Consider the following 12785-nt stretch of genomic DNA (forward strand, 5'->3'; position numbering starts at 1 on the left):
TTTTTAAAGAACGATCTAATCAAAGACTAGAAATCAACATTCACCATCGTCACGATGGAATGCTCATTTCTAAGCTCTCAACAACAGAAGCAGTTAGTGGTGGAGCCAAACGGGATCGAACCGTTGACCTCCTGCGTGCAAGGCAGGCGCTCTCCCAGCTGAGCTATGGCCCCGTATTTCTACAGGCGTTTCCCACACAAAATTGGTGGGTCTGGGCAGATTCGAACTGCCGACCTCACCCTTATCAGGGGTGCGCTCTAACCAACTGAGCTACAGACCCAATTTCGAGCTATAAGGCCGACCTCACCCTGCTCTCTACCACAGAGCATGGGGTGCGCTCTAACCAACCAAGCTACAACCCCTCAGGGCTGCTTCTAAAATCGTCTTCTTCAATGAATCAAGCAATTCGTGTGGGAACTTATGGAGCAGCTGATGTCGTCGATTAAGGAGGTGATCCAGCCGCAGGTTCCCCTACGGCTACCTTGTTACGACTTCACCCCAGTCATGAATCACACCGTGGTAACCGTCCTCCCGAAGGTTAGACTAGCTACTTCTGGTGCAACCCACTCCCATGGTGTGACGGGCGGTGTGTACAAGGCCCGGGAACGTATTCACCGCGACATTCTGATTCGCGATTACTAGCGATTCCGACTTCACGCAGTCGAGTTGCAGACTGCGATCCGGACTACGATCGGTTTTCTGGGATTAGCTCCACCTCGCGGCTTGGCAACCCTCTGTACCGACCATTGTAGCACGTGTGTAGCCCAGGCCGTAAGGGCCATGATGACTTGACGTCATCCCCACCTTCCTCCGGTTTGTCACCGGCAGTCTCCTTAGAGTGCCCACCATGACGTGCTGGTAACTAAGGACAAGGGTTGCGCTCGTTACGGGACTTAACCCAACATCTCACGACACGAGCTGACGACAGCCATGCAGCACCTGTCTCAATGTTCCCGAAGGCACTCCGCTATCTCTAGCAGATTCATTGGATGTCAAGGCCTGGTAAGGTTCTTCGCGTTGCTTCGAATTAAACCACATGCTCCACCGCTTGTGCGGGCCCCCGTCAATTCATTTGAGTTTTAACCTTGCGGCCGTACTCCCCAGGCGGTCAACTTAATGCGTTAGCTGCGCCACTAAGAGCTCAAGGCTCCCAACGGCTAGTTGACATCGTTTACGGCGTGGACTACCAGGGTATCTAATCCTGTTTGCTCCCCACGCTTTCGCACCTCAGTGTCAGTATCAGTCCAGGTGGTCGCCTTCGCCACTGGTGTTCCTTCCTATATCTACGCATTTCACCGCTACACAGGAAATTCCACCACCCTCTACCATACTCTAGCTCGACAGTTTTGAATGCAGTTCCCAGGTTGAGCCCGGGGATTTCACATCCAACTTAACGAACCACCTACGCGCGCTTTACGCCCAGTAATTCCGATTAACGCTTGCACCCTCTGTATTACCGCGGCTGCTGGCACAGAGTTAGCCGGTGCTTATTCTGTCGGTAACGTCAAAACACTTACGTATTAGGTAAATGCCCTTCCTCCCAACTTAAAGTGCTTTACAATCCGAAGACCTTCTTCACACACGCGGCATGGCTGGATCAGGCTTTCGCCCATTGTCCAATATTCCCCACTGCTGCCTCCCGTAGGAGTCTGGACCGTGTCTCAGTTCCAGTGTGACTGATCATCCTCTCAGACCAGTTACGGATCGTCGCCTTGGTGAGCCATTACCTCACCAACTAGCTAATCCGACCTAGGCTCATCTGATAGCGCAAGGCCCGAAGGTCCCCTGCTTTCTCCCGTAGGACGTATGCGGTATTAGCGTCCGTTTCCGAGCGTTATCCCCCACTACCAGGCAGATTCCTAGGCATTACTCACCCGTCCGCCGCTCGCCACCAGGTACAAGTACCCGTGCTGCCGCTCGACTTGCATGTGTTAGGCCTGCCGCCAGCGTTCAATCTGAGCCATGATCAAACTCTTCAGTTCAAACATCTTTGGGTTTTTAAGAAACCCTAAACTTGGCTCAGCAATCGTTGGTTACATCTTTGATTTCTCGCGGAGTAACTTGTGATGCTGATAATCTTGTTGACTATCAGTCTGACTCCACAAGCACCCACACGAATTGCTTGATTCAGTTGTTAAAGAGCGGTTGGTTAAGATCTTTCGTCTCAACCGAGGCGCGCATTCTACAGCAGCCCCTGTTACTGTCAAGCGGTTATTTTAAGAAGTTTTCAAAGTTTCCTTTGTAACTTCAACCACTTGCGCTTTCGATCTCTCGTTAGCGGGAGGCGAATTCTACAGCGTTACTCGCTGCTGTCAACACCTCTTTTACACCGCTTTCGACCGAGAAGACCGAACCGTTAGAAGAGCCAAACAACCCCGCTCTTTCAACTCCTTCTGGGCTTCGATGACCTGAAGCAACTCGCTGTCGAAAACTGCGTAACTCATTGTTTACCAAGGAGTTTTCCGTTTCGACTGCGCCGGAAGTGGGGCGAATTATAGACGTCCAGAATCTGCCGTCAACACCTAATTACGCTTTTCTCGCAGAAGGCGCCTTTTTAGCAATTAAACGGGGGATTCGGCGGGTTACAGACGGTATCCGCAACACCAATAGCAATGCACCTATAGAGGCGTAGACCGCCCACTCCTTTAGATCGGCGCGAACAATCCACAACATGTGCAGCAAACCAAGCCCGAGAACCACGTAGGAAAGACGATGTAATTTCTTCCAGCGAGAACCCAACCGCCGCTGACTATAACGATTTGAGGTCACCGCCAATGCCAATAAACAAAGAAAGCCCAGCGTCCCGACAATAATGTACGGCCGCTTACGTAACTCGACACCCAACTGCGACCAATCAAAGCCAAGGATGAATGCCGTATAACCACTCAAATGCAAAACCACATAAGCGAAGCACCACAACCCCAGTTGCCGCCGGACAGCAATCCACCCCGCCCAACCGGTAAGCTTCTGCAAAGGTGTAATGGTTAAAGTAATGAGCAGCAGGACAAGCGTCCCCAGCCCCAGCCGGTCAACCAGTACCTTGCCCGGGTCAGGCCCAAGTACATCCTCCCAGGCCTGGTACAGCCAAAGCAGTGGCCACACCCCTGCCGAGATAAAGACGCCCATTCGCCAAAACGGAAATCGCATCAATAGTTCTTCCGCAAATCGAGCCCTGTGTAGAGAGAGGCGACTTCATCCGAGTAGCCATTGAACATCTGCGTGTCCCGCACATTGGGCTTGAACAGCCCGCTCGGCAAGCGCCGTTCACGCGCCTGAGTCCAACGAGGATGGTCGACCGCAGGATTCACGTTCGCGTAAAAACCATACTCATCCGAGGCAATGCTCTGCCAAGTGGTTTTCGGCTGCTCGCTCACCAGACTGATCCGCACGATAGATTTAACGCTCTTGAAACCATACTTCCAAGGCACCACCAAACGCAGAGGCGCGCCGTTCTGATTAGGCAACTCCCGCCCATACATACCCACAGCAAGAATCGCCAACGGATTCATCGCCTCATCCAGACGCAGCCCTTCCACATAAGGCCAGTCGATCAAGGCAAAACCGGAACGCTGCCCGGGCATGCTCTTGGGGTCCTCCAGGGTTTCGAAGCGAATGAATTTGGCTTTGGAAGTCGGCTCGACCTCCTTGAGTAACGCCGAGATGGGAAAACCGATCCATGGAATGACCATCGACCAAGCCTCTACACAGCGAAGACGGTAGATGCGTTCCTCCAATTGATAAGGCTTCATGAAGTCTTCCAGTGCGTACCGTCCCGGCTTGCCTACCTCCCCGTCCACCACCACGCTCCAAGGCTCGGTTTTCAGCGCGCCAGCGTTGGCAGCGGGATCACCTTTATCGGTGCCGAACTCATAGAAGTTGTTGTAATGGGTGGCGTCCTTGAATGGCGTGATCGCCTCATCCTTGACGTTGACCGCACCCCACTTCGTAGAAGGAAGTTTTTCGGCAAACCAGGAAGGCGCCTTGCCAGGCTCGACATCAGCATAACGCGCAGCATCGTCGGCAGAGGCCCAACGTGGCAGGCTGCTCACGGCCACACCGGCAACGGCGGCGCCAAGAACATCGCGACGAGATAGATAGAAGGATTCAGGCGTGACGTCCGACTCATGGCAGTCAGACGCTTTGGAGACTTTGATCAGCATGGCAACTCCGCAGCATTGGAGGACAGATGTACCAATAGACTGCGGAGTATGAGGGAAATTACATCACTCGGCGCTTTTGTGCCGACGAAGACGCAACAGGTACTGCACCGGACCAGAAGCCGCATAGGCAAGGAAAACCAGCAGCAGGATGCGCGGCGGATCACTGAAAACCACGGCAAACACCAACACCACGGCGAGAATCGCCACGAAAGGTACGCGCCCTTTCAAGTCCAGCTCTTTGAAGCTGTTGTACTTGATGTTGCTGACCATCAGCATGCCCGCAGCTGCGACCATCAGCGCAACCAGGAAGGACATCTTGGAGCCCTGGATACCGTAATCACTGAATGCCCAGACTATGCCTGCGACCACACCAGCAGCAGCCGGACTGGCCAGGCCGATGAAGTAGCGTTTGTCCGCGGTGCCGACCTGGGTATTGAAACGCGCCAGGCGCAACGCCGCGCCAGCGACATAAATAAAGGCGACCATCCAGCCGACCTTACCCATGTCGCCCAATGCCCAACCGAACGCCAACAATGCCGGCGCAACACCAAAGGCGACCATGTCCGACAGCGAGTCGTACTCGGCACCGAAGGCGCTCTGGGTATTGGTCATACGGGCAACGCGACCATCGAGGCCGTCGAGCACCATCGCAACAAAAATTGCAATTGCTGCAAAAGCAAAATACTTGCTCGCACCCACTGAATCACCGGCACTCAAGGCGCTCTGGGCGCTCATGGAGTTGATGATGGAATAAAACCCTGCGAACAGATTCGCAGTGGTGAACAGATTCGGCAGAAGATAGATACCACGATGCCGGACTTTACGACCTTCAGCGTCATGCCCTTCCTCGATGTGTTCATCGATGGGCAGCAGACTTTCGGCGTCAGAAGCCTGGTTTGGCTCTTCGGGACGTTCGCTCATGGACATTACCTTGCAACGGGGTGGAAAGTTTGGACAGGTGTCTGGGACGACGGTTCGGCCGCAAACGATGCAGCTTTATACCAGAACCGGTCACCCAAACGAAAAAACGCGGCCTAGGCCGCGTTTTCCGTACAAGTGCGCGACTTAGTTTTTAGCTTTGTCGACGATCTTGTTGGCACCGATCCACGGCATCATGGAGCGCAGTTGCTCACCGATGATTTCGATACCGTGAGCGGCGTTGTTACGACGCTTGGCGGTCATCGAAGGATAGCCGGTAGCGCCTTCGCTGATGAACATCTTCGCGTATTCGCCGTCCTGAATACGTTTCAGGGCATTGCGCATGGCCTGACGGGATTCGGCGTTGATCACTTCCGGACCGGTCACGTACTCGCCGTATTCAGCGTTGTTGGAGATCGAGTAGTTCATGTTGGCGATACCGCCTTCGTACATGAGGTCAACGATCAGCTTCAGTTCGTGCAGGCACTCGAAGTAAGCCATTTCTGGCGCGTAGCCCGCTTCGACCAGGGTTTCGAAACCGGCTTTGACCAGTTCAACGGTACCGCCGCACAGAACGGCTTGTTCGCCGAACAGGTCGGTTTCGGTCTCGTCCTTGAAGGTGGTTTCGATGATGCCGGTACGACCGCCACCAACGCCAGCGGCGTAGGACAGTGCAACGTTCTTGGCGTTGCCCGAGGCGTCCTGATAGATAGCGATCAGATCAGGAATACCGCCGCCCTTCACAAACTCGGACCGCACGGTGTGGCCCGGAGCTTTCGGCGCGATCATGATCACGTCGAGGTCAGCGCGCGGCACAACCTGGTTGTAGTGGATCGCGAAACCGTGGGAGAAGGCCAGGGTGGCGCCTTTCTTGATGTTCGGCTCGATTTCGTTTTTGTACAGAGCGGACTGGAACTCGTCCGGGGTCAGGATCATGACCAGGTCGGCAGCCGCAACAGCGGAGGCAACGTCGGTCACTTTCAGGCCGTGAGCTTCGGCTTTGGCAACAGTCGCGGAGCCTTTACGCAGGCCAACGGTAACGTCAACGCCAGAGTCTTTCAGGTTGCACGCTTGAGCGTGACCTTGGGAACCGTAACCGATGATGGCAACTTTCTTGCCCTGGATGATCGACAGGTCGCAGTCTTTTTCGTAATAAACTTTCATGAAATTCCCCTATATATCCAGGCCGTTCAGGCCATTCGCTAATTTGGTTTAGATGCTGAGTACTTTGTCGCCGCGGGCGATACCGGTTACGCCGCTGCGGACGGTTTCCAGAATCGAGGCGGTGCCGATGGACTGAATGAAGCTGTCGAGCTTGTCGCTGGTACCGGTCAATTGAACGGTATACACGCTAGCGCTGACATCGACGATCTGCCCACGGTAAATATCGGTGGTGCGCTTGATCTCGGCGCGCTGGGCACCGGTGGCCTTGACCTTGACCAGCATCAGTTCGCGCTCGATGTGAGCACTCTCCGACAGGTCGACCAGTTTGACCACTTCGATCAGCTTGTTAAGGTTCTTGGTGATCTGCTCAATCACTTCATCATGACCGACCGTGGTCAACGTCAGACGCGACAGGGTCGGGTCTTCGGTTGGCGCCACGGTCAGGCTTTCGATGTTGTAGTTGCGCTGCGAGAACAGGCCGACTACACGAGACAGAGCGCCCGGTTCGTTTTCCAGAAGCAAGGAAATAATGTGCCGCATGATTAAGTACGCTCCGTCTTGCTCAGCCACATATCGCGCATGGAGCCGTCTTTGATCTGCATCGGGTAGACGTGCTCGCTGGTGTCGACCGAAACATCGATGATCACCAGACGATCTTTCATGGCGAACGCTTCCTCCATCTTCGACTTCAAATCTTTCGAGTCGGTGATGCGCATGCCGACGTGACCATAGGCCTCCGCCAACTTGACGAAGTCAGGCAGCGACTCCATGTAGGAATGCGAGTGACGGCTACCATAGCTCATGTCTTGCCACTGGCGAACCATACCCAGAACACCGTTGTTCAGGATCACGATTTTCACCGGCAAGCCATATTGCAGACAGGTGGACAGTTCCTGAATGTTCATCTGGATGCTGCCCTCGCCCGTTACGCAGGCGACGTCGGCATCCGGGAAGCTCAACTTTATGCCCATGGCCGCCGGAAAACCGAAGCCCATGGTGCCCAAGCCACCGGAGTTGATCCAGCGGTTCGGCTTGTTGAACGTGTAGTACTGCGCCGCGAACATTTGGTGCTGACCCACATCGGAGGCCACAAAAGCATCGCCCTTGGTCACTTCGCACAGGGTTTCGATCACGGTCTGCGGCTTGATGACGCTGCCGTCGCCCTTGTCGTAAGGGAACAGGCCGCGGTCACCGCGCCACTCATCCACTTGCTTCCACCAACTGGCCACGGACTCCTTGTTCGGGGTCTCGCCGATTTCCTTCAAGATCGCGACCATTTCGGTCAGGACACTTTCCACCGGACCAACGATAGGTACGTCGGCCTTGATGGTCTTGGAGATCGAAGCCGGGTCGATGTCGATGTGAATGATCTTGGCGTTCGGGCAGAACTTCGCCGGGCCGTTGATCACTCGGTCATCGAAACGCGCACCGACTGCAAGGATCACGTCGGCATGGTGCATCGCCAGGTTAGCGGTGTAGCTGCCGTGCATGCCGAGCATGCCGATGAACTGACGGTCGGTGCCAGGGTAGGCACCCAGGCCCATCAGGGTATTGGTCACTGGCAGGTTGAGCATCCTCGCCAATTCGGTCAGCGGCGCGGAGCCACCACCGAGGATCACACCGCCGCCTGCGTACATCACCGGACGCTTGGCCGCCAGGAGCATTTCTGCTGCCTTGCGGATTTGCCCCGAGTGACCGCGAACGGCTGGGCTGTAGGAACGCAGCTTGGCTTTTTTCGGGAAGATGTATTCGAACTTCTCGGCCGGGTTGGTCATGTCTTTCGGGATATCGACCACGACCGGACCCGGACGACCGGATTGCGCAAGGTAGAACGCTTTCTTCATGACTTCCGGGATTTCCGACGCGTGCTTGATCATGAAGCTGTGCTTCACGATCGGCCGGGAGATACCGATCATGTCGGTTTCCTGAAACGCGTCAGTGCCTACCATGTTGCTAGGCACCTGGCCGGAAATGATCACCATCGGAATGGAGTCCATGTAGGCCGTGGCAATACCGGTGATGGCGTTGGTTGCGCCCGGGCCGGAAGTGACCAGTACCACACCGGCTTTACCGGTGGCACGAGCATAACCGTCAGCCATATGGGTCGCAGCCTGTTCGTGACGAACCAGGATGTGGGTCACTTCCGGTTCTTTGAACAGGGCATCGTAGACATGAAGAAGAGCACCACCCGGGTACCCGTAGATATATTTGACGCCTTCGTCACGCAAAAAGCGGACGAGCATCTCACCGCCAGATAAAAGCTCCACGTTGTTCACCTCTAAAACGCCAGAATACCGCCCACATAAAAGAGGACGGGTCTTAATAGGTTTACTTCTCAGCAGAGCATGAGCGACGGTGGTCGCCGACTACGTCAGCACTGACTGAGCAAGTATTGGGATCGTCCCAAGTGTTGCGGGCCTTTCCCACCCAGCGCGAGGTAACGCGTTGCGGGTGTAACAGGTCGGCGCGGATGTGCGCCTCATGATCTGCTGAGCGGGCCTGCTTCTGGCAGTCCCTCTGCAGCGGACTTTGGATTCTTCTGTTTCGTCCTCTCCAAGTCAAGTCGTCTATGTGCTTTATTGAACTAAGCACATGAGAAAGCAAGAAAAAACCGCTAAACAGCAACTGTGTTAGCTTCAATTGCGCAACCCATGACAAGGAAAAGGCATGCGAACGATCTTCTTCATGGTCACTCTGCTGATCAGCCCTTTATGCATGGCAGGCCAGATCTACAAATGGGTCGACGCTCAGGGCATTACCCACTTCGACGCCCAGCCGCCCCAAGGCCGGGAAGCCACCACTGTGGTCACGCCCTCCGCGCCTGCCAGCAACCAGGCCCCACCGCCACGCAGCGGTGCCATTGGCGATCAACAGGCCATCGACAAAAAAGTGAAAAAGCAGGTCAACGAGCAGCAAGCCCAGCTGAAGGTATTCTGCGAACAGGCGCGAACGAACCTGGCTCAACTGCAGAACAATCCGCGAATACGGGAGGATGTCGACGGTGAGATGCGCCGTCTGACCGATCAGCAACGTCAGGAGCGCATCACCGAAGCACAGAAACAGATTGCGGGTAACTGCCAGTAGACACCTGTAGGAGTCAACGGGAGGCGGTAATCAGTAGATCAAACTCTTTGAGCAGCACCTGCAGCTGCCGATCCTTGCCCTGGACATTACGGGCGGCGAAGACCATTTCGGCCATCTCCTGAATTCCCGACGCGTTTGGCAAGGGCAGATCCTGCTCGAGGATCGCCTTCATCCGCGGAAGGAAGATCCATTGCAACCACTGCTCGAAATCCAGCGTGTCGACCGAGAATGGCTCGACGCTGGAAAGCGCTTCAGCGGATGGCGAGACTTCGTCCCACCAACCCTGAACCCGCAGCTCACGCTCGATCAACAGCAACTGTTCGGCAATTTTCGGAAAGCGTGCATCCATCACAGCGAAACCTTGGCCTTCTGACGGGCCAATGCTGCGCCAGCGGAATCACCCTGTTTCTCACGCGCCTGAGCGATCAATTGCCACAGGCTGGCCTGAAGCGCCGGACGACCATTGGCGAAAGTCAGGCCACGACGAGCAAACTGTTCGGCTTGTGGCGCATCGCCTTGAGCCATGCGCACCTGAGCCAGACGATAAAGCACTTGTGGCTCACGCGGTGCGACACGCTGGGCGCGCTCAAGACTCGAGGACGCACCGTTGAGATCACCGCTTGCCTGTTGCTGCTGAGCGGTAGTCAGCAAGGCCAGAACCGGACCGTCCAATTGCTCGTCGGCAGACAAGCCACCGGAGTTCGCCGAAGGAATCCCGCTCGGCGTCGACGGCATGCTGTAGCTACCCTGATTGACCGGTGCCGACTGGACCGGCACGGTATCGATCGGCCCCGGGGTAATCGGCCCTGGCGTGATCGGCGTAGAGCTGATCGGTGCGGACGCCACTGCGCCGCCACCTGGCACCATCACGACGACGCCATTATCACCTTGTGGAATTGCCTGAGTCTGGGCTTGCGCAGGACGTTTTGTCGTCGTCTGACGGAAACCGCCATTTGCCGACACTCGCTCACTGTTGGAGACAGCGCTGCCGGAATCCACAACTGGAATCGAACCGCGTTGTACGGAGGAGCAACCGCTGAGCAAAGCCACGGCGGTAATCGCTGGAATCAACCACTTGTTCACTTGAAACCCTCTTTGCTTAATTCATCCAGCCTTTGACCCAATCCATCACCGTTTCGCCGGAAACAGGGCTTTCGCCACCGCAAGCGGCACCGGGAGGCGGTTCGCTGCCGCGAATATACGGCATCTGCACGGCACCTGGGCAGTTGGCATCAGAGCCTTGTCCTGTGCGCGAATCAACCCAGGCCTGAACAATGTTATCTGGCTGCGGCATGTCCAGCGGCAACGGATCGGCCTTGCGCATAAAACTGGTCCAGACTTGCAATGCACCGGTGGCACCGGTGAACGGTGTCTTGCCGTTGTCATCGCGACCCAGCCAGACCACTGCCAGCAGGTCCTGACTGAAACCGGCGAACCAGCTGTCCCGCGAATCGTTACTGGTGCCGGTCTTGCCGGCCAGCGTCAGGGTTTTCGGTAACACGTTGTAAACCGAACTGCCGGTGCCTTCACGCATGACCCGCTGCATGGCGCTCTGGATCAGGTAAATGGAGGCCGGATCGAAGCGCTGCTGAATCTGGAACGGATAACGCTTGAGCGGTTCGCCTTCGGCGGTCAGTACGCTACGGATCCCGCGCATCGGTGTATTGAAACCACCGTTGGCCAACGTCTGGTACATGGTCGCCACTTCGATCGGGGTCAGACCGCCAGCGCCCAGCAACATCGACGGGAACGCCGGGAATTCGCGACTCACACCGAGACGCGCCAAGGTCTTGAGGACATTCGGTACGCCCACCGCTAACCCGAGACGCGCGGTCGACAGGTTGTAGGAATGCGCCAGGCCCTGATAGAGAAATACGGTGCCGTGGGAACGGCGATCGTAGTTCTGCGGTTTCCAGACTTGACCGTCCGCGCCTTTGATAGAGAAGGAATCGTCCGACAGCCAACTGGTCAAGGTGTACTGGCTCGGTTTCTCAAGGGCTGTCAGATAAACCGCCGGTTTGATCAAGGAGCCGATCGGTCGTACAGCATCCAGTGCACGGTTGAAGCCGGCAAAACCGGCCTGACGACTGCCAATCATGGCCTGCACTTCACCGGTTTCCGGGTTGGTCACGACCATGGCCGCTTCAACCTCATCGGAGCCCTTGCGACCGGCCAATCGTTTGAAGGTATCGTTGACCGACGCTTCGGCTTTCATCTGCAGGATCGGGTCGAAACTGGTAAAGATCCGCAGACCTTCTTCGGTCAAGTCTTCGTCGCGATAGTCTTCGCGCAACTGACGTTTAACCAGGTCGAGGAATCCCGGGAACGAGCTGTCCGCCAGACTGCCGCGCTTGGTCACGCCCAACGGCATCTTCTTCGCGGCTTCGACTTGCTCGGCAGTGGCGACGCCCTGCTCCAGCAATACGTCGAGTACCAGATTGCGCCGCTCAAGGGCACGTTCCGGATAACGACGTGGGTTGTAGGAAGACGGCCCTTTGACCATGCCCACCAGCAACGCCACTTGATGCAGCTTCAGTTCGGCCAACGGCTGGCTGAAGAAGAACTGGCTGGCCAGACCGAAACCGTGCACCGCACGTTGACCGTCCTGACCGATAAACACTTCGTTGAGATAAGCCTCAAGGATTTCGGGTTTGTCGTAGTGCAGCTCAAGCAACAGCGCCATCATCGCTTCGGTGAGCTTGCGGCTCAGGCTGCGTTCATTGGTCAGGTAGAAGTTTTTGACCAACTGTTGAGTCAGGGTACTACCGCCCTGGCGCATCCGGCCGGACGAACCGTTGACCCAGATCGCCCGAGCGATCGACTTCGGTGAAACGCCAAAGTGGTGATAGAAGTCGCGGTCTTCAACAGCCACCAGAGTCTCGAGCAAGTACGGCGGCACCTGATCGATCTTGATCAGGATCCGGTCTTCAAGGTTTTTCGGGTACAGGCCACCGATCAGCAGTGGCTCAAGGCGAACGACCGAAAGCTTCGAACCGTTGGTCGCCGAAAGTTCGGCCACGTAGTCGCCAGAGAAACGCACCCGTACCGGCTGCGCTTGCTCCATGCCTTCATAGAACTGAAAGCCACGGGTATTCAGATCGACGGTATTGCCGTTGACCGAGGCGGCACCGGGGCCGTTGGCCGCGCTTTCGCGTCGATAACCCAAGGCATCGAGCTCGGTTAGAAAGTCGTCCTTGCTGAGCTTTTGTCCGACGAATAGCTCGAGCGGGCGCGCATACACCTTCGCCGGGATGGTCCAGCGCTTGCCGGAGAACTTCTCCTGGACGATGGCGTCGAGGTAAACCGCGAACCCAGCGAGCACCACAAGGCCGACCAGACTGAGTTTAATGGCCCAGCCCAGCCAGGGGCGCAGGCCCTTGGAAGGTGGTTTTTTGGGGGTACGGGGGGATCGAGTACGAGTCATGGCGGCGGATTATACGCACTTTATTCATACTCAAC

Annotated in this window: 10 protein-coding genes, 2 tRNA genes and 1 rRNA gene; 1 reads left to right on the plus strand and 12 read right to left on the minus strand. The window is 56.2% G+C overall.

The features are described 5' to 3' along the window. Positions 1–97: 97 nt before the first annotated feature. The 9 genes from ACYZT3_RS24915 to ACYZT3_RS24955 all read right to left on the minus strand — a co-directional run bounded on the left by ACYZT3_RS24915 (position 98) and on the right by ACYZT3_RS24955 (position 8509). Positions 98–173, minus strand: a tRNA-Ala gene (locus ACYZT3_RS24915). Positions 174–203: 30 nt separating this feature from the next. Beyond that, positions 204–280, minus strand: a tRNA-Ile gene (locus tag ACYZT3_RS24920). Positions 281–443: 163 nt separating this feature from the next. After that, positions 444–1982, minus strand: a 16S ribosomal RNA gene (locus ACYZT3_RS24925). Between the two features lie 544 nt (positions 1983–2526). Next, the gene (gene msrQ / locus ACYZT3_RS24930; protein WP_462030955.1) at positions 2527–3147 is read right to left on the minus strand and encodes a protein-methionine-sulfoxide reductase heme-binding subunit MsrQ; all 621 of its coding nucleotides are present in this window, start codon (positions 3145–3147) and stop codon (positions 2527–2529) included. Next, positions 3147–4160, minus strand: a complete 1014-nt coding sequence (msrP, locus tag ACYZT3_RS24935; protein ID WP_462030956.1) for a protein-methionine-sulfoxide reductase catalytic subunit MsrP — start codon at positions 4158–4160, stop codon at positions 3147–3149. The genes msrQ and msrP overlap by 1 nt, the downstream gene beginning before the upstream one ends. Before the next feature lie 63 nt (positions 4161–4223). Further along, a complete protein-coding gene (gene pssA, locus ACYZT3_RS24940; protein WP_282381766.1) occupies positions 4224–5081 on the minus strand; it encodes a CDP-diacylglycerol--serine O-phosphatidyltransferase in 858 nt (285 codons plus the stop codon). 144 nt (positions 5082–5225) lie between these two features. Beyond that, positions 5226–6242 carry a ketol-acid reductoisomerase gene (gene ilvC / locus ACYZT3_RS24945; RefSeq protein WP_007948647.1) on the minus strand — a complete coding sequence of 339 codons (1017 nt, stop codon included), beginning with the start codon at positions 6240–6242 and terminating at the stop codon, positions 5226–5228. A 48-nt stretch (positions 6243–6290) separates the two neighbouring features. Beyond that, complete coding sequence (ilvN, locus tag ACYZT3_RS24950; RefSeq protein WP_003176102.1) at positions 6291–6782, minus strand: acetolactate synthase small subunit; 492 nt, start codon at positions 6780–6782, stop codon at positions 6291–6293. Positions 6783–6784: 2 nt separating this feature from the next. Continuing rightward, positions 6785–8509, minus strand: coding sequence for an acetolactate synthase 3 large subunit (locus ACYZT3_RS24955; protein ID WP_462030957.1), 1725 nt, complete (start codon positions 8507–8509; stop codon positions 6785–6787). Between the two features lie 400 nt (positions 8510–8909). On the opposite strand from ACYZT3_RS24955, the gene ACYZT3_RS24960 reads away from it, so the two are divergent. Next, positions 8910–9326, plus strand: a complete 417-nt coding sequence (locus tag ACYZT3_RS24960; RefSeq protein ID WP_462030958.1) for a DUF4124 domain-containing protein — start codon at positions 8910–8912, stop codon at positions 9324–9326. 13 nt (positions 9327–9339) lie between these two features. Here the strand turns inward: ACYZT3_RS24960 and ACYZT3_RS24965 are convergent, their stop codons facing one another. Genes ACYZT3_RS24965 through mrcB form a run of 3 tightly spaced genes read right to left on the minus strand, consistent with a single transcriptional unit; the run spans position 9340 to position 12750 of the window. Continuing rightward, complete coding sequence (locus ACYZT3_RS24965; RefSeq protein ID WP_309675136.1) at positions 9340–9675, minus strand: YqcC family protein; 336 nt, start codon at positions 9673–9675, stop codon at positions 9340–9342. Beyond that, on the minus strand, positions 9675–10409 hold the full coding sequence (locus tag ACYZT3_RS24970) for a tetratricopeptide repeat protein (protein WP_462030959.1): 735 nt from the start codon (positions 10407–10409) through the stop codon (positions 9675–9677). The genes ACYZT3_RS24965 and ACYZT3_RS24970 overlap by 1 nt, the downstream gene beginning before the upstream one ends. A gap of 16 nt (positions 10410–10425) precedes the next feature. Then, a complete protein-coding gene (mrcB, locus tag ACYZT3_RS24975) occupies positions 10426–12750 on the minus strand; it encodes a penicillin-binding protein 1B (RefSeq protein ID WP_462030960.1) in 2325 nt (774 codons plus the stop codon). Positions 12751–12785: the final 35 nt, after the last annotated feature.

It is taken from the genome of Pseudomonas sp. MDT1-16 (assembly GCF_054898115.1).

What these genes read in the sequence shown, in the direction of transcription:
- msrQ (WP_462030955.1), bottom strand. Translation starts at nt 3,147, where the DNA reads ATGCGATTTCCGTTTTGGCGAATGGGCGTCTTTATCTCGGCAGGGGTG.
- msrP (WP_462030956.1), bottom strand. Translation starts at nt 4,160, where the DNA reads ATGCTGATCAAAGTCTCCAAAGCGTCTGACTGCCATGAGTCGGACGTC.
- pssA (WP_282381766.1), bottom strand. Translation starts at nt 5,081, where the DNA reads ATGAGCGAACGTCCCGAAGAGCCAAACCAGGCTTCTGACGCCGAAAGT.
- ilvC (WP_007948647.1), bottom strand. Translation starts at nt 6,242, where the DNA reads ATGAAAGTTTATTACGAAAAAGACTGCGACCTGTCGATCATCCAGGGC.
- ilvN (WP_003176102.1), bottom strand. Translation starts at nt 6,782, where the DNA reads ATGCGGCACATTATTTCCTTGCTTCTGGAAAACGAACCGGGCGCTCTG.
- ACYZT3_RS24960 (WP_462030958.1), top strand. Translation starts at nt 8,910, where the DNA reads ATGCGAACGATCTTCTTCATGGTCACTCTGCTGATCAGCCCTTTATGC.
- ACYZT3_RS24965 (WP_309675136.1), bottom strand. Translation starts at nt 9,675, where the DNA reads ATGGATGCACGCTTTCCGAAAATTGCCGAACAGTTGCTGTTGATCGAG.
- mrcB (WP_462030960.1), bottom strand. Translation starts at nt 12,750, where the DNA reads ATGACTCGTACTCGATCCCCCCGTACCCCCAAAAAACCACCTTCCAAG.